Annotated in this window: 16 protein-coding genes; 11 read left to right on the top strand and 5 right to left on the bottom strand. The window is 68.7% G+C overall.

The window, feature by feature from the left end; genetic code table 11:
* Nucleotides 1–91 precede the first annotated feature (91 nt).
* The 5 genes from BOQ54_RS01520 (at nt 92) to BOQ54_RS01500 (ending at nt 4,026) form a co-directional block, all read left to right on the top strand.
* Nucleotides 92–1,618 (top strand): UxaA family hydrolase, encoded by a 1,527-nt coding sequence (locus BOQ54_RS01520; RefSeq protein ID WP_071923113.1) that lies wholly within the window; start codon nt 92–94, stop codon nt 1,616–1,618.
* A 70-nt stretch (nt 1,619–1,688) separates the two neighbouring features.
* Nucleotides 1,689–1,901 carry an antitoxin MazE family protein gene (locus tag BOQ54_RS01515; protein ID WP_055459614.1) on the top strand — a complete coding sequence of 71 codons (213 nt, stop codon included), beginning with the start codon at nt 1,689–1,691 and terminating at the stop codon, nt 1,899–1,901.
* Complete coding sequence (locus BOQ54_RS01510; RefSeq protein ID WP_055459613.1) at nt 1,898–2,221, top strand: type II toxin-antitoxin system PemK/MazF family toxin; 324 nt, start codon at nt 1,898–1,900, stop codon at nt 2,219–2,221. Before BOQ54_RS01515 ends, BOQ54_RS01510 begins: the two co-directional genes overlap by 4 nt.
* A gap of 6 nt (nt 2,222–2,227) precedes the next feature.
* Nucleotides 2,228–3,370, top strand: a complete 1,143-nt coding sequence (locus BOQ54_RS01505) for a glycosyltransferase (protein WP_071923112.1) — start codon at nt 2,228–2,230, stop codon at nt 3,368–3,370.
* Nucleotides 3,367–4,026, top strand: a complete 660-nt coding sequence (locus BOQ54_RS01500) for a class I SAM-dependent methyltransferase (RefSeq protein ID WP_055459611.1) — start codon at nt 3,367–3,369, stop codon at nt 4,024–4,026. Before BOQ54_RS01505 ends, BOQ54_RS01500 begins: the two co-directional genes overlap by 4 nt.
* Before the next feature lie 2 nt (nt 4,027–4,028).
* Here BOQ54_RS01500 and BOQ54_RS01495 read toward each other — a convergent pair whose 3' ends face one another.
* From BOQ54_RS01495 to BOQ54_RS01485, 3 genes are read right to left on the bottom strand one after another with little or no spacing between them, the layout of a single operon-like run.
* Nucleotides 4,029–4,574, bottom strand: a complete 546-nt coding sequence (locus tag BOQ54_RS01495; protein WP_055459610.1) for an O-acetyl-ADP-ribose deacetylase — start codon at nt 4,572–4,574, stop codon at nt 4,029–4,031.
* 21 nt (nt 4,575–4,595) lie between these two features.
* Complete coding sequence (locus BOQ54_RS01490; protein ID WP_082464821.1) at nt 4,596–5,687, bottom strand: patatin-like phospholipase family protein; 1,092 nt, start codon at nt 5,685–5,687, stop codon at nt 4,596–4,598.
* Nucleotides 5,684–6,469 (bottom strand): 3-hydroxybutyrate dehydrogenase, encoded by a 786-nt coding sequence (locus BOQ54_RS01485; RefSeq protein WP_071924356.1) that lies wholly within the window; start codon nt 6,467–6,469, stop codon nt 5,684–5,686. Before BOQ54_RS01485 ends, BOQ54_RS01490 begins: the two co-directional genes overlap by 4 nt.
* Nucleotides 6,470–6,799: 330 nt before the next feature.
* Here BOQ54_RS01485 and BOQ54_RS01480 point away from each other — a divergent pair, with 330 nt between their 5' ends.
* From BOQ54_RS01480 to BOQ54_RS01470, 3 genes are all read left to right on the top strand, one after another.
* Nucleotides 6,800–7,351 (top strand): Fur family transcriptional regulator, encoded by a 552-nt coding sequence (locus BOQ54_RS01480; RefSeq protein ID WP_245280540.1) that lies wholly within the window; start codon nt 6,800–6,802, stop codon nt 7,349–7,351.
* Between the two features lie 59 nt (nt 7,352–7,410).
* Nucleotides 7,411–8,703, top strand: a complete 1,293-nt coding sequence (ispG, locus tag BOQ54_RS01475; RefSeq protein WP_245316261.1) for a flavodoxin-dependent (E)-4-hydroxy-3-methylbut-2-enyl-diphosphate synthase — start codon at nt 7,411–7,413, stop codon at nt 8,701–8,703.
* A gap of 274 nt (nt 8,704–8,977) precedes the next feature.
* Complete coding sequence (locus tag BOQ54_RS01470; protein ID WP_055459660.1) at nt 8,978–10,858, top strand: potassium transporter Kup; 1,881 nt, start codon at nt 8,978–8,980, stop codon at nt 10,856–10,858.
* A gap of 77 nt (nt 10,859–10,935) precedes the next feature.
* Here the strand turns inward: BOQ54_RS01470 and BOQ54_RS01465 are convergent, their stop codons facing one another.
* Nucleotides 10,936–11,856 (bottom strand): polyprenyl synthetase family protein, encoded by a 921-nt coding sequence (locus tag BOQ54_RS01465; protein WP_071923111.1) that lies wholly within the window; start codon nt 11,854–11,856, stop codon nt 10,936–10,938.
* A 99-nt stretch (nt 11,857–11,955) separates the two neighbouring features.
* Here BOQ54_RS01465 and mtgA point away from each other — a divergent pair, with 99 nt between their 5' ends.
* The 3 genes from mtgA (at nt 11,956) to BOQ54_RS01450 (ending at nt 14,917) form a co-directional block, all read left to right on the top strand.
* Nucleotides 11,956–12,663 (top strand): monofunctional biosynthetic peptidoglycan transglycosylase, encoded by a 708-nt coding sequence (mtgA, locus tag BOQ54_RS01460; RefSeq protein WP_425349133.1) that lies wholly within the window; start codon nt 11,956–11,958, stop codon nt 12,661–12,663.
* Between the two features lie 148 nt (nt 12,664–12,811).
* Complete coding sequence (gene rpmF, locus BOQ54_RS01455) at nt 12,812–12,997, top strand: 50S ribosomal protein L32 (RefSeq protein ID WP_055459608.1); 186 nt, start codon at nt 12,812–12,814, stop codon at nt 12,995–12,997.
* 204 nt (nt 12,998–13,201) lie between these two features.
* On the top strand, nt 13,202–14,917 hold the full coding sequence (locus BOQ54_RS01450; protein ID WP_071923110.1) for a bifunctional diguanylate cyclase/phosphodiesterase: 1,716 nt from the start codon (nt 13,202–13,204) through the stop codon (nt 14,915–14,917).
* A gap of 8 nt (nt 14,918–14,925) precedes the next feature.
* Here BOQ54_RS01450 and BOQ54_RS01445 read toward each other — a convergent pair whose 3' ends face one another.
* Complete coding sequence (locus BOQ54_RS01445; protein ID WP_055459606.1) at nt 14,926–15,999, bottom strand: lysylphosphatidylglycerol synthase domain-containing protein; 1,074 nt, start codon at nt 15,997–15,999, stop codon at nt 14,926–14,928.
* Nucleotides 16,000–16,119 lie beyond the last annotated feature (120 nt).

Genomic DNA, 16,119 nt, shown 5'->3' with positions numbered 1-16,119 from the left:
GCCGGCAGGCTCGCATCGCTTGGCGCCGCGTAGTATAAAACGATTCAAATAACCGCATCAGCGGCCGATCAGCCCGCCCGGAAGCACGCCCATGGACCGTCCCGTCACCCCCCGTACCCTTCGCCTCAACGCCAGCGACAACGTCATCGTCGCGGTAGATGCGCTCGAGCCCGGCGCTTCCGTCGACGGCGTCGCGGTGACGCAGCGCATACCGCGCGGCCATAAAATGGCTGTCGTGCCGATGGCCGCGGGCGAGCCCATCGTCAAGTTCGGCCAGATCATCGGCTTTGCGTCGAAACCCATTGCCCCCGGCGAGTGGGTGCACGAACACAACGTCGAGATGCACGATTTCGCCCGCGACTACCGCTTCGCCGAGGCGGCGCGCAAGGAAGACATCCTGCCCGTCGAACAGCAGGCGACCTTCCAGGGCTTCCGGCGCGCCAATGGCACGGTCGGGACGCGCAACTACATCGGCATCCTCACCTCGGTGAACTGCTCGGCGACGGTGGCCCGCTACATGGCCGAGGAGATCCGCCGCTCGGGCATCCTCGAACAATATCCGAACGTCGACGGTGTCATCCCGCTCGTGCACGGCGGCGGCTGCGCCCTCGATGTCAAGGGCGAGGGCTACGAGGTTCTCAAGCGCACCCAGTGGGGCTATGCGACCAACCCCAACATGGCGGCGGTCGTCATGGTGGGCCTCGGCTGCGAAGGCTTCCAGATCGCCCGCTGGAAAGAGATCTACGGCATCGCGGAAAGCGACACCTTCCGCTCCTTCACCATCCAGGAGATCGGCGGCACGAAGAAGACGGTGGAGGCCGGCGCCGCCGCCATCCGCGAGATGCTGCCCGTCGCCAACAGGGCGCGGCGCGAGACGGTGCCGGCGTCGGAGCTGATGCTCGCCCTGCAGTGCGGCGGTTCCGACGGCTATTCCGGCATCACGGCCAATCCGGCTCTCGGCGCGGCCGCCGACCTGCTCGTCAAGCACGGCGGCACGGCGATCCTCTCCGAGACGCCGGAGATCTACGGCGCCGAACATCTCCTGACGCGCCGCGCGGCGACCCGCGAGGTTGGCGAAAAGCTCGTCGAGCTCATCAAGTGGTGGGAGGACTACACCACCCGCAACAAGATGGAGATGAACAACAACCCCTCGCCCGGCAACAAGGCGGGCGGGCTCACGACGATCCTCGAGAAGTCGCTCGGCGCCGCCGCAAAAGGCGGCACGACGACGCTCACGGACGTCTACCGCTATGCCGAGAAGGTCACCGCCAAGGGGTTCGTGTTCATGGACACGCCCGGTTACGACCCGGTCTCGGCGACGGGCCAGGTCGCCGGCGGCGCCAATGTCCTCGCCTTCACCACCGGCCGCGGCTCGGCCTACGGCTGCAAGCCGACCCCGTCGATCAAGCTCGCCACCAACAGCGAGATGTACCGGCGCATGATCGACGACATGGACATCAACTGCGGCGACGTCATCGAGGGCGTGTCGATCGAGGACAAGGGCCGCGAGATCTTCGAGAAGGTGCTGAAGGTCGCCTCCGGCGAGCGCTCCAAGTCCGAGGAGCTCGGTTACGGCGACGCCGAGTTCGTGCCATGGCAGATCGGCGCGACGATGTGAGAAAGAGGTGGGCGCGCTTGCGGTCCCACGGGCGACGACCTATGTTACATGTAACAGGCCGGAGGCTGGAATGGCAGGGGTCGCCAAGCGTGTGCAGCGCCATCGCGAGCGGTTACGGGCGGCCGGGTTGAAGCCTGTGCAGATCTGGATACCGGACCCGGCGCAGCCCGGCTTTGCCGAGGAGTGTCGACGCCAGTCACAACTCATCGCCAAGAGCGCCGAGGAAGACGAGATCCTCGATTTCATCGAAGCGGCCTCGGATCATCGGGGCTGGCGTGAATGAGGCGCGGTGACCTCGTCACCGTGGCTCTTCCCGGGGCCTATGGCAAACTAAGACCGGCCCTGATCATCCAGTCGGATCTCTTCAGCACGCATCCCTCCTTCACCTTGCTGCCGGTGACGAGTGAACTCGTCGCGGCGCCGCTCCTGCGCATCACGGTCGAGCCGAATGAGCGCAACGGCCTGCAGAAGGTCTCGCAGATCATGGTGGACAAGGCTCACACGGTGCCCCGCGGCAGGCTGGGCCAGTCTTTCGGCCGGCTCGACGAGACGGATCTTCTCGCGGTAAACCGCGCGCTCGCGCTCTTTCTCGGTTTTGCGTGAGGCATCGTGACCGACCGGCCCCGTTCCGTGCTCTTCCTCGTCACCGAGGACTGGTTCTTCGCTTCGCATTTCCTGCCCATGGCGCGGGCCGCGCGCGAGATGGGCCTTGCCGTGACGGTGGTGGCGCGGGTGCGGGCGCACCGCGAGGTGATCGAGGCGACGGGCGCGCGTGTGCTGGCGCTCGAGGCCGACAGGCGCAGCATGAGCCCGCTCGCCATCCTGCGCACCGTCGGCACCATGCGGCGGGTGCTCGCCGAGGAGCGCCCCGACATCGTGCACGCCATCGCGCTGCGCTCCATCGTGCTCGGCGGCCTTGCGGCACGCCTCGCCGGCATCGCCGCCCGCGTCTATGCGCTGACCGGCCTCGGCTTTCTCGGCGCGCGCCGCGATGCCTCCGCGCGCGTGGCGCGGGCCGGGCTGCGCCTCGTCATCCGCGGCGGGCTCGAAGGCCGCAGCACGCATTACCTCTTCGAGAACGATGACGACCCGCGTCTCATCGGGCTCGATCCGCGTGCGCCGAACGTGACCATCGTCGGCGGTGCCGGCGTGGAACCAGGGGATTATCCCGTCGCACCCCTGCCGCCGCAGCCGCCGCTCAAGATAGCCGTCGTCGCGCGCATGCTGTGGTCGAAGGGCATCGACCTTGCGGTGGAGGCGGTCCGCCGCGCCCGTGCCCGGGGCGTCGCGGTCGAGCTCTCGCTCTTCGGCGCGCCGGATCCCGACAATCCAAAGGCGGTGCCGGAGGCGACGCTCCGGCAGTGGTCCGACGAGCCCGGCATCGCCTGGCGCGGCCCGACGCGCGACATCGCCGGCGTCTGGCGCGAGCACCACGTCTGCTGCCTGCCCTCCCGCGGCGGCGAGGGCCTGCCGCGCACCTTGCTCGAAGGGGCGGTGAGCGGCCGCGCCGTCCTGACGACGGACGTGCCCGGCTGCCGGGCACTGGTACGCGACGGCATCGAGGGCCTCGTCGTGCCGCCGGACGACGCGGCGGCTCTCGCCGAGGCGATCGCGCAGCTCGCGGCCGATCCGCAGCGCGTCGCCGCCATGGGGGCCGCGGCGCGCGCGCGCGTGCTCGACGGCTTCACGGAGCGGCACGTGATGGACGGGCTGAAGGACCTCTACCGCCGCATGCTCGACGAGCGTCCATGAAGCGCCTCGCAACGGACAAGGCCGTCTTCGTCCGCACCCATACGCGGCTCCTGCCGGTGCCGCACGCGCCGGAGATCGTGCTGCATGTGGCGGATGAAGCGACGGCCTTGTGGGAAAAGACCGAGGAGGAACTCGGCGCCATGGGGCTGCCGCCGCCCTTCTGGGCCTTCGCCTGGGCCGGCGGGCAGGCGCTGGCGCGCTACATCCTCGATCACCCGGCCATCGTCGCCGGCAGGCGCGTGCTCGACTTCGCCTCAGGCTCGGGGCTCGTCGCCATCGCCGCCGCACGGGCCGGCGCGACACAGGTGGACGCCTGCGACATCGACGCCTTCGCGGCGGCCGCCATTGCGGTGAATGCGCAAGCCAACGGCGTCGCGCTGACCGTCCGCCAGGATCATCTCATCGGCACGGACGAGGGATGGGACTGTGTGCTGGCCGGCGACATCTGCTACGAGCGCGATCTTGCCGCCGCCGTCACCGACTGGCTGTCTCGCCTCGCCACGCGCGGCGCCACCGTGCTCATCGGCGACCCCGGCCGCAGCTATCTGGCGCGCGAACGGCTCGCCGCACTCGCCACCTATGAAGTGCCTGTGACGCGGGCGCTCGAAGACAACGAGATCAAGAAGACGAGCGTCTGGGCCTTTCGCGAAACCTGAGATCACCGCGTCAGGGCCTCGAGCGCCTGACGATGAAGCACGGCGCTTCCGGCAGAAAAGCAGCAGAAGACGACGTGCTCGACCGAAACATCCGGCAATCTCGCGAGCACGGTGCCGATGGCGATTGGCGCCGCCTCCTCCGCGGGAAAGCCGTAGACGCCAGTGGAGATGGCGGGAAAGGCGATACGGACGAGGCCATGCGCATCGGCGAGGGCGAGCGCATTGCCGTAGCACGCGGCGAGCAGCGCCGCCTCGTCCTGCCCGCCTCCCCGCCAGACGGGGCCAACCGTGTGGATGACGTGGGCGGCCGGCAACCTGTAGCCGCGCGTGATCTTCGCCTCGCCGGTCTCGCAGCCACCGAGGGTCTGGCATTCGGCGAGAAGCTCCGGCCCCGCTGCCCGGTGGATCGCACCGTCGACGCCACCGCCGCCGAGGAGCGTGCGGTTGGCGGCATTAACGACGGCATCGACGGCGAGGCGCGTGATGTCTCCCACCACGATCTCGATGGTGCCGCCGGCGACGGCGACACGATGCGGCCAGTCGCTCATGGCCGTTCCTTTCGCGCTGCGTCAGGCGAATTCGCGGCGCAGGTCGAGCGTCGACCGCACGCCGACATCATCATAGCTCTTCTTGAGCCATTTGCGGGCCGCTTGCCGCCCCAGGTCGGCAAGGCGCTGCAAGAGGTCCCAGTCCGCCGACAGGCGCGATGCCGCGGTCACACGCTTCATCAGGAGGTCGGCGTCGATGCGGTGCATGAGCACGCGCTTGTATTCGTCCTTTGACAGCTTGCCCTCATCGATGAGGCGCGTGACGAACTCGATGGCGCGCATCTCCCGCAGGAGCGTCGCGTTGAAGGTGATCTCGGTCAGGCGGTTCTGGATTTCGCGGGCGGTGCGCGGCGTCTCCTCCCGCTCGATCGGATTGATCTGCACCAGGAGCACGTCGTCGCTCGCCGCGCCGTAGAACAGTGGGAAGAGGGCGGGATTGCCCATGTAGCCGCCGTCCCAATAAGGCACGCCGTCGATCTCGACCGCCTGGAAGACCATGGGCAGGCAAGCCGAGGCCATGATGTGGTCCGCCGTCAGCTCCGGGCGCTCGAAGAGCTTGATCTTGCCGGTGCGCACGTTGGTGGCAGCGATGAAGAGCGAGACCGAGTTGCAGGCGCGCACCTTGTCGAAGTCGATCAGCTCCTCGATGAGATCGCGTAGCGGATTGATGTTGAGCGGGTTGAAGTCGTAGGGGCTGGCGAAGCGCGACACCATGTCGAACCAGAGGAGGCCGGGCGGTTCGTCGCCCCCGCCCCAGATGCCGAGCATGCGGTCGACGAGCGAGCGCTGCAGCGGCGACAGCGCCCCGTCGCGGCTGACGCGCCGCCAGAAGGTCTCGAGGTCGCGCCGCGCGCCGTCGATGCCGGCCTCGATGAAGCCTTGGGTCATGACGACGGCGTTCATGGCGCCGGCGCTCGTGCCCGAGATCGCCTCGATGGCGAGCCGGCCGTCCTCGAGCAGGGTGTCGATGACGCCCCAGGTGAAAGCACCGTGGGCGCCGCCGCCCTGCAGGGCGAGGCAAATGCTCTTCTCGGCCTTCGGGCCGGCGATACCGGCGAAGCCGCCTGCCGGCTGGCCGGCGGACTTGCGGGCACGGACGACGCGACCGGTCATTCCGCCGTCCAGCCGCCATCAATCGTGGCGAGCGCGCCGGTGATGGAGCGCGCGGCGTCGGAGGCGAGGAAGACGGCATAGGCCGCGACCTCGTCCACCGTCACGAATTCCTTCGTCGGCTGACCGGCGAGCAGCACCTTTTCCTTGACGTCCGCCTCGCTGATACCGCGGGCCTTCGCCGTGTCGGGGATCTGCTTCTCGACAAGCGGCGTCCAGACATAGCCGGGACAGATGGCATTCACCGTGATGCCATGGGTCGCGACCTCGAGGGCGATCGTCTTGGTGAGGCCTGCGATGCCGTGCTTGGCCGCCACATAGGCCGACTTGTAGGGCGAGGCAACGAGGGCATGGGCGGAAGCGGTGTTGATGATGCGGCCCCAGCGGCGCGTCTTCATGCCGGGCACGGCCGCCCGGATGGCGTGGAAGGCAGAGGAGAGGTTGATCGCGATGATCTGGTCCCACTTCTCGATCGGGAACTCCTCGACGGGTGCAACGTGCTGGATCCCCGCGTTGTTGACGAGCACGTCGACCGAGCCGAGCAACTTCTCCGCATCGGCGATCATCTGAGCGATCTCGGCCGGCTTCGTCATGTCGGCGCCGGAATAGACGGCCTTGACGCCGAATTCGCGCTCGATCGTCGCCCGTTCCCTCTCGATGGCGGCAGGCTCGCCAAAACCATTGATGACGACATGGGCGCCCTCGGCGGCCAGGGCCCGGGCGATGGCAAGGCCGATGCCGCTCGTTGAACCGGTGACGACGGCGGTGCGCGATTTCAGCGACATATGCTGCTCCCGATGGCTGCTGTTCTGGCTGATGGTCATGGACGCGACGAAGAACGCTTCTCGCAAGGCCTCTTCGCGGCGCAGTGCTGCCGCAGGGTGGCAACTGGGCTCACAGAGCCTATCTATGTTGCGCCGCAGTGCAAACCCAAGTTGCGCAGGAACCGGACAATGGCCGCCTCGGGCGACGCAGTGCAGAGGACCGTCAGGCCATACGCCCGGCGCGGTGCCTCGCCGGACGAGTAACGCTATAATGTTCACATTTGGATAGCGCATCATCACCGCCCGATGACGGTGAAAGCGGGACCGACCACGGAAGCAGACAGCGACGCGATGGACGAAAACGAGGCAGGCCACGGCCATGACCATCACCACGGCGATGACGCGGACTGCGCCCACGCCGCCGCCCGGCTGAAGGAGGCGCCAGCCGCGCTCGATGCGGCCGAGGCCGCCTGCCGAACGCGCGGCCAGCGGCTGACGCCGATCCGCCGCGCCGTGCTGGAGACGCTCTACGCCACGCACCGGCCGCTCGGCGCCTACGACCTCGCCGAGGCGCTGACCCGGCAGGACGAACGGCGGGTGGCGCCGATCACGATCTACCGCGCCCTCGATTTCCTCCTGGAGCAGGGCTTCGTGCACAAGCTCGAGACGAAGAACGCCTTCGTCGCCTGCCCGCACCATCACGAGCCCGGGGAACTCGTGGTCTTCCTCATCTGCGAGGCCTGCGGCGGGGTGGACGAGGCCGCCTCGCCGGACGTCGGCTCGGCTCTCAGGCGGGTGTTGACCGACGCCGCCTTCAAGCCAAGGGCCCAGGTCGTCGAGATCGCCGGCACGTGTGCCCATTGCCGGGAAGGCGCAAAAGGCGAAAGTCAAGCCTTGACCTGACGGCGCGAGAGGCGCAGCAAGACCTTCGATCGTCAAAACGAGCCTTCCGAGCTGATCGCATGACAGCTGACATCCCCCCCAGGCTGGGCCCCGAGACGCTGACGCCAACTCCCGCAGGCGCAGGCGCGCGGCACCGCACCGTCGGCGTCAAGGTCGGCTCCGTCGCAGTCGGCGGCGGGGCGCCCATCGTCGTCCAGTCGATGACGAACACCGACACGGCCGATGTCGAGGCGACAGTGCGGCAGGTGGCCGCGCTCGCGCGCGCGGGGTCCGAGCTCGTGCGCATCACCGTCGACCGGGCCGAGGCGGCGGCAGCGGTGCCGCACATTCGCGACAAATTGGCGCGGATGGGCATCGCAGTGCCCATCGTCGGCGACTTCCACTTCATCGGCCATAAGCTTCTTGCAGACCATCCGGCCTGCGCCGAGGCACTCGACAAGTACCGCATCAATCCCGGGAATGTCGGCTTCAAGGACAAGAAAGACCGGCAGTTCGGCATGATCGTCGAGACGGCGATCCGCTGGGGCAAGCCCGTGCGAATTGGCGCAAACTGGGGCTCGCTGGACCAGGAGCTGCTGACGCATCTCATGGATCTCAACGCGCACTCACCCCGGCCCGTCGATGCCCGTGCCGTCACCCGCGAGGCGCTGGTGCGCTCGGCCCTCCTCTCGGCCGAGAGAGCGGAGCAGATAGGCCTTGCACGCGACCGGATCATCCTCTCCGCCAAGGTCTCGGCGGTTCAGGACCTTATCGCCGTCTACCGGGACCTTGCCGCACGCTCCGACTACGCACTGCACCTGGGCCTGACCGAGGCCGGCATGGGCTCCAAGGGCATCGTCGCCTCGGCCGCCGCCATCGGCATCCTCCTGCAGGAAGGTATCGGCGATACGATCCGCTTCTCGCTGACACCGGAGCCCGGCGGCGACCGCACGCTCGAGGTCAAGGCTGCGCAGGAGCTGCTGCAGACCATGGGCTTCCGCACCTTCGTGCCGCTCGTCGCCGCCTGCCCGGGCTGCGGACGCACGACCTCCACCGTTTTCCAGGAACTCGCCCGCGACATCCAGGACTGGATTGCTACCTCGATGCCCGAGTGGAAGACGCGCTATCCCGGCGTCGAGGCGCTCAACGTCGCGGTCATGGGCTGCATCGTCAATGGGCCCGGCGAATCGAAACATGCCGATATCGGCATCTCCCTGCCCGGCACGGGTGAAATGCCGGCCGCCCCAGTCTTCATCGACGGGCAGAAGGCAACCACCCTGCGCGGGCCGACAATTGCGGCGGAATTCAAGATGCTGGTCGCCGACTACATCGAAAGGCGCTTCGGGCAGCGCCTGTCGCGGGCCGCCGAATAGCCGGCCGTTCCATCCTATCCTGTTGACAGTTCACACTTTCCGGCGATTGAAAAGTGAGGCGTTTGCCCGGCCTGCCGCTTGTGGTAAACACCGCCGGCCCAAAGGGCGCCTTCGTCACGGCCGAGCCGCCCCGAAGGACAACAGCGCGCCGTGCGGCCGGGTGCCGGCGGCCTTCTCGTGTGGCCAACCATAGGCCTTCATCCATATGGTTTCAGATACCAAAGCGTCCATGCTCGCAGGTCAGGGCAGCAGCAGTGAGCAGGCTGCCGGCGACATGGGACAGGCAGGCGCGCATGCGCCCTCCAGCTTCTTCGCCCTCGCGCTCGGGTCGGTCGGTGTCGTCTACGGCGATATCGGCACGAGCCCGCTCTATGCGCTGCGCGAGGCCGTGCATGCCGTCGCGGATGGCGAGGGGCCCATCGCCCGCGACACCATCATCGGCGTCCTGTCGCTCATCCTGTGGTCGCTCATCCTCGTGGTGACGATCAAATACGTGGTGATCCTCCTCAGGGCCGACAACAAGGGCGAAGGCGGGACCCTGAGCCTCGTCGCCCTCGCGCAGCGGGCAATGGGACGCTCGCACGCCCTCGTCCTCGCGCTCGGCATCACCGGCGCGGCGCTGTTCTACGGCGATTCCATGCTGACGCCGGCGATCTCCGTGCTGTCGGCCGTCGAGGGCCTCAAGCTCGCGGCGCCGGAGCTCGGCGGCTACGTGGTGCCGATCACCGTCGCCATCCTCATCGCGCTCTTCGCCGTGCAGAGCCGCGGCACCGGCAAGGTCGCGGCGCTCTTCGGGCCCATCATGGGCCTGTGGTTCGCGGTGCTGGCGATCACGGGACTCCTGCACATCATGGATGATCCCGGCGTCTTCCGCGCCCTGTGGCCGCACTACGGGCTGATGTTCCTCATCAACCACTCGGTCGTCGCCCTCGCGGTCCTCGGCGCGGTCTGCCTCGCCGTGACGGGCGCCGAGGCGCTCTATGCCGATCTCGGCCACTTCGGACGCGGCCCCATCCGCGCGGCGTGGCTGTGCTTCGTCTTCCCGGCGCTGGTGCTGAACTATTTCGGCCAGGGGGCGCTCGTGCTCGCCCACCCGGAAGCCATCGAGAACCCGTTCTACCGCCTGGTGCCGGACTGGGGTCTCCTGCCCCTTACCATCATGGCCACGATCGCGACCATCATCGCGAGCCAAGCCGTCATCACAGGCGCCTTCTCGCTCACGCGCCAGGCCATCCAGCTCGGCCTCCTGCCGCGGCTCGAGGTGCGGTTCACCTCTGCGTCGCACCAAGGCCAGATCTTCCTGCCGCGCGTCAACGCCATGCTGCTCATCGGCGTGCTCTTCCTCGTCGCCATGTTCGGGTCATCGAGCGGCCTTGCCCACGCCTACGGCATCTCGGTCTTCGGCGCGATGGTGGTGGACGGCATCCTCGCCATCCTCGTCATCTGGAAGGGCTGGCGCTGGAGCCTCGCCGCCGCCGTCCTGCTGATCGTGCCGTTCCTGACGATCGACATCGCCTTCTTCTCGGCGAATCTGCTCAAGCTGTTCTCCGGCGGCTATGTGCCGGTGCTGCTGGCGAGCGTGCTCATCGTCGTGATGTGGACCTGGGTGAAGGGCACCGCCATCCTCTTCGCCAAGACGCGCAAGGTGGACGTGCCGCTCGTCGAACTCGTCGAGATGCTGCAGAAGAGCCCTCCGCACCGCATCAAAGGCACGGCCGTGTTCCTGACGAGCGATCCGGAGACCGCCCCCTCGGCACTGCTGCACAACCTCAAGCACAACAAGGTGCTGCACGAGAAGAACGCCATCCTCACCGTCAAGACGGCCGATGTGCCGCGCATCAACGACGAGGAGCGCGTTAACATCGAGCCCATCGCCGACGGCTTCTGGCGGGTGGAAATGACCTTCGGCTATATGGAGATGCCCAACGTGCCCAAGGGCCTCGCCATCCTGCGCAAGCGGGGCTTCAAGTTCGACATCATGTCGACGTCGTTCTTCCTCTCGCGCCGCTCCATCCGGCCCGCCGCCCAGTCAGGCATGCCGATGTGGCAGGACAGGCTGTTCATCTCGCTCGCCAAGAACGCCAACGACGCGACGGACTTCTTCCAGATCCCCACCGGCCGCGTCGTCGAGGTCGGCACCCAGGTGACGGTTTAGGCGGGGCGCGGCGCATTGCCCCGTCCCCGCTGACGGGGGAGCGCCAAGGCCATCGCCGCGGCCGTTATCCGGAGGGGCTACTTGCGGCGCGTGGCGGCGAAGCGTGCCGCCGCGCGCAGCGTGTCCGCTGCCGGGCCGAAGGGAGCGAGCGCCGCCACGGCCTCTTCGGCGAGGCGGTCGCGCTCCGCCCGCGCGGCCTCGATGCCGAGCACGTCGACGAGCGTCGCCTTGCCCCTGTCGGCGTCCTTGGCGGCGCGCTTGCCGAGCACGTCCGTGCTCGCCTCCCGGTCGAGGATATCGTCGGCAATCTGGAAGGCTGCGCCGAGGGCCCGGCCATAGGCCGCGAGGCAACGCCGCTCCTCGCCACCCGCCCGCGCGACAACCCCGCCCGCATCGACGGCAAAGGCGATGAGCGCACCGGTCTTCATAGCCTGCAGGCGGCGCACCTCGATCTCCGCGAAGGGCGTGGACCGGTTTTCGGCCTCGAGGTCCAGCATCTGCCCGCCGACCATGCCGCCGAGCCCTGCCGCCCGGGCGAGACCGAGCACGAGCTCCGTACGCACAGCCGCGTCCGCCATCACGGCCGGATCGGCGAGCACATCAAAGGCGAGCGTCAGCAGCGCGTCGCCGGCAAGGATGGCGGTGGCCTCGTCGAAGGCGCGGTGCACGGTCGGGCGGCCGCGCCGCAGGTCGTCGTCGTCCATCGCGGGCAGATCGTCATGGACGAGGGAATAGCAATGCAGGAGCTCGATGGCGGCCCCGGCCCGCAGCGGCCCGTCGCCGGTCTCGCCGAAGAGCCGGGCCGTCTCGACGGTAAGGAAGGGGCGCAGGCGCTTGCCGCCGTCGAGCACGGCATGGCGCATGGCGGCGAGAAGGCGGGGCGGGCGGACGATCTCGCCGGCGAGCGGCGCGCTGCCGAGAAGCGCCCCGAGCAGTGGCTCCAGCGCGCGGGCCGCGGCCTCGAGACGCTCGGTGAAAGCGGCGCTCAAGCTCGCCATGGTCGTTTCTCCCAGGTCGCCACCGTAACGTGAAGGCAAGCGTCGCTTGCCCGAGACGCCCGGATCGGTCAAGCCTATGGGCCACGCCGGGGCAGGGAGATGACCGCAAACGTGCAAGCAAGAAGCCGGGGGAGGCTGGCCATCGGCCGGGCGGTGCTGCGCTGGACCATGCGCGCGGTGCTCGCCATCATGCTGTTCTGGGCCGTTTCCATCGTCGTCTACCGCGTCCTGCCGCCCGTCTCCACGCTGATGCTGGGGCGCTGGCTGACGCTGCAGCCGGTGGAGCGCATCTACATGCCTCTGTCGGACATATCGCCGCATCTCGCCCGGGCCGCCATCGCGGCGGAGGATTCGCGGTTCTGCATGCATGCGGGGATCGACTGGTTCGCCCTGCAGAGCGTCATCGAGGATGCGCTGGGCGACGGCGCCTCGCGCGGCGCCTCCACCATCACCATGCAGACGGTGAAGAACATCCTGCTCTGGCCGGGACGCTCCTACCTGCGCAAGGGGCTTGAGCTGCCGCTCGCGCTCGTTGTCGACACCGTCTGGCCGAAACGGCGGGTGATGGAGGCCTATCTCAACATCGCCGAGTGGGGAGAGGGCATCTTCGGTGCCGAGGCAGCCGCGCGGCGCCATTTCGGCAAGAGCGCGCGGGACCTGACACGGCGCGAGGCGGCCCTTCTCGTGGCAGCCCTGCCCAACCCAATCGCGCGCAACCCCGCCCGCCCGACGCGCTACGTGTCGACATACGCCTCACGCATCATGGGCCGCATGGGCAACGAGAACGTCTCCTGCCTCGGCGCGTAAAGGGAAAATCCCACTTTCTGCCGCCGAGGGCTAGCCAATCCGGCGCTGAGCCTGTATAAGCCCGCGTCCCAGAGACAGTTTCGTCAACGAGGGACCTGCGCCCCTTTGCGCGCGCAGGCCCGCAGAAGCCATCGACCGGAGTTGAGCCATGGCCGTTCCGAAAAGAAAAACGTCGCGGATGAAGCGCGGCCACCGCCGCTCCGCCGACGCGCTGCAGCAGCCCACCTATGTGGAAGACAAGGACTCGGGCGAGCTGCGTCGCCCGCATCACATCGACCTCAAGACCGGCATGTATCGCGGCCGGCAGGTGCTGAAGCCCCGCGCCGAGGCGTGAGAGGCGGGCGCTCCATCGAGCGATACGACAGGAAGGGCCGGTTCACCGGCCCTTTTTTGTTGCCGGCGTGCAGAGATCGCCACTCTTTACCGGCCGTTAACCCTTGCCGTTCATGATGCCCGCTAGCGTTTCTGCGCGCCGGTTAAGCCGCCGCCTCCGGTGCCAGACGCGGCAAGCTCCCAGATAGGCAGGACCCGGCAGCCGATGGCAGACTGGACAGGCGTCGCTCGTCGCGCGGATCATCCGGCGTCGCTCACGCCCGACGCCGCCGCCGCGCCGCTCGATCCCCGCCAGCTGCTGACGTCGCTCGGCGAGGTGGTCTATGACTGGGACCTTCGCAGCGACCGACTCAGCTTCGGCAGCAACGGCGCCGAGGTCATCGGCCTCGACTGCAGGGGCGCACTCGCGACCGGCGCGGCCTTCGACCGGCTGATCGACGTCGCCTCCGGCCCCGGCCGCTGCGCCTTCTTCCGTACTGCCGCAGGCGAGGACACCGGCGCCGGTGTGCCCTTTCGTCTCGCTTACCGTCTCAGGATCGGCGCCACGGATGTCGCGGTCGAGGACAGCGGGCGCTGGTATGCGGGGCCTGACGGCCACCCGGCCATTGTGCACGGCGTCATGCGCATCGCGCGCGAGCCCGCACTAGCCGGCGTCGCACGGACCGACGGCTGGGCGGATCTTGCCAGGACGATCGACACCCTCTTCGCCGGGGGCTGCGGCCGGCACAGGCCGCTGACGCTGATCTTCCTCGCCATCGACAATCTCGGGGCCATCAATGCCGCCCTCGGCTATGCGAGAGGCGACGACATCATCGCGGCCACAGCACAGGTCCTCACGCGGCAGCTGCGGCAGGGCGACCTGCTCATCCGTCACGGCAGCAACCGTTTCGCCCTCGTCATGCGCGGCTGCTCCGCCCAGCAGGCGACGGTCGCCGCCGCGCGTATGGCCGGGCTCGCCGCGGCGGCCGGCGGGGCTGTGGCGACGGTGCGCCTGCGCATGGGCGCCGCGACGGCGCCCCAGCATGCCGACGATGCGGAAACGCTGATGCGGAATGCCAATCTCGCCTTCGACGAGGCGCGGCGGCTGAGCGGCAGCGGCTTTGTCTTCTATGGACCGCAACTGGCCGCCACCATGACCGCACGCCGTGCTGCGGCGGAAGGAATCGATATCCTCGCCGCCCTCAACGAACGCCGCATCGTGCCCGCGCGCCAGGCGATCGTCGATGCCGAGACGCGCCAGCCAGCCTTCCACGAGGCTCTCCTGCGCGTCAGAATGCCCGACGGGGCTGCGGCCGGGGCCGCGCGCCTCGTACCCGCGGCCGAGAAGGCCGGCCTCATCGAGGCGGTGGACCACCGCATGCTCGAACTCATCACCGCCCGCATGACGGACGAGCCGGGGCTGAGAGTCGCCCTCAACATCTCGCCGCGCACGCTCGCGAGCCGCGCCTGGCTCGGCAATCTCGCCGCGCAGCTCGGCGCCTGCCCCGGCGTCGCCGAGCGGCTCATCATCGAGATCACCGAGACGGCGGCCGTCGAGGACCCGGGCGCCACGCGGGCCTCGCTCGACGCCATGAAGGCGCTCGGCGTCTTCATCGCCATCGACGATTTCGGCGCGGGACACACCTCCTTTCGGCACCTGCGCCATTTCCCCATCGACCTGCTCAAGATCGACGGCGCATTCGTGCAGAACCTCGCGCGGTCGAGCGACGACCGCTTCTTCGTGCGCACGCTCGTCGACCTCGCCCAGCATCTCGGCATCGCCACGGTCGCCGAATGGGTGGAGGACGAGGACACCGCCCGCCTCCTCACCCAATGGGGGGTCGACTACCTGCAGGGCGAGCACATCGCGCCGGTGACGGTCTGGCCCGAGCCGGCCGGCCTCACCGTGGAGCGAGCCAGGGAGCGGGCCAGGTCAGCCTGAGCCGGCCGTCAGCGCCGCCCCGGATCGCCCAGGCGCGCGCCGATTTCGTGAGCGCCGAGCAGCAGCAGCGCGAAGGCAAAGGGCACGAGATAGTAATACAGCCGGAACAGCAGCAGGGCGCCGAGGACGCCCTCGCGCGGCAGGTGCGACAGGGCGATCAGCATGGTCGCCTCGAAGACGCCGATGCCGCCCGGCGCGTGGCTGGCGATGCCCAGCATGCAGGCCGCGACATAGATGGCGAGAAAGGTCTCGTAGCTGAGGCCGTGACCGCCCGGCAGCAGCACGAAGAGGACGCCGGCCGCCGCGCAGACGTCGCCCGCGCCGAGCAGCATCTGCCCGATGGACAGTCGGAAGCCCGGCAGTTCGAGGCGCCAGCCCTGCACGCTGACGCTGCGCCGCTTGATGCCGACCCAGGCGAGATAGCCGCCGAGGGCGGCGACGATGGCAATGCCGAGCCCCTCGTTGAGCCGCACGACCGTGCCCGTCAGCGCCGCGACGGCGAGGCTCTCGCGCATCAGGCTCCAGGCGAGAACCGCGCTCATCCCGAGCCAGAAGGTGATGCCGGCAATGACGGTGAGGCCGACGATGGTCGGCGCCTTGATGCCGTAGGGCGAATAGATGCGGTAGCGCACGGCGCCCGAGGTGACGAGCGGAAAGCCAAGTGTGAAGCTGACGGCATAGCTCGTGAAGGAGGCGAGGGCGGTGACACGATAGGCGATGCTGCGGCCGAGCTGGCGCAGGGCGAGGGCGTCGTATCCCGTCAGCAGGAGGTAGCTGATGCAGGTGAAGAGGATGGCGAGCCCGATCTGCCGCACGCTCGCCGCCGAAAAGGCGTTCCTGAGCTCCGCAAGGCTGATCTCGCCGATGATGCGCCACAGCACGACCATTGAGGCGAGGAAGAGTGCGACGCTGACCACGGTGCCGATGAGCGACAGCCGGCGGCGCGTGTCGCCGGTGACCTCGACGGGCGGGCTCGGCGGGGGTGCGGCGAGGGCAGTGCCGGGCCCGGCTGCGGGCTGAATGGCCCCGGCACGTCCCCGGTCCCCGTCCACGGCGCCGGCCTCGTGCTCTCCTGCCTCCATGCTGCGGACGCGTCCCATCCCGTTTCACACGCGGGGCGCGGACCTCAGAGCGACACCGCACCCAGCCCGGTTATGGGGGCGAGGCGCCTCGAGTGCAAGGCAGTGTGCAGGGAAATCGGC

It is taken from the genome of Chelatococcus daeguensis, assembly GCF_001887265.1.
In the GTDB taxonomy this organism is placed as follows: Bacteria; Pseudomonadota; Alphaproteobacteria; order Rhizobiales; family Beijerinckiaceae; genus Chelatococcus_A; species Chelatococcus_A sambhunathii.
This window is presented reverse-complemented; position numbering and strand designations above follow the sequence as displayed.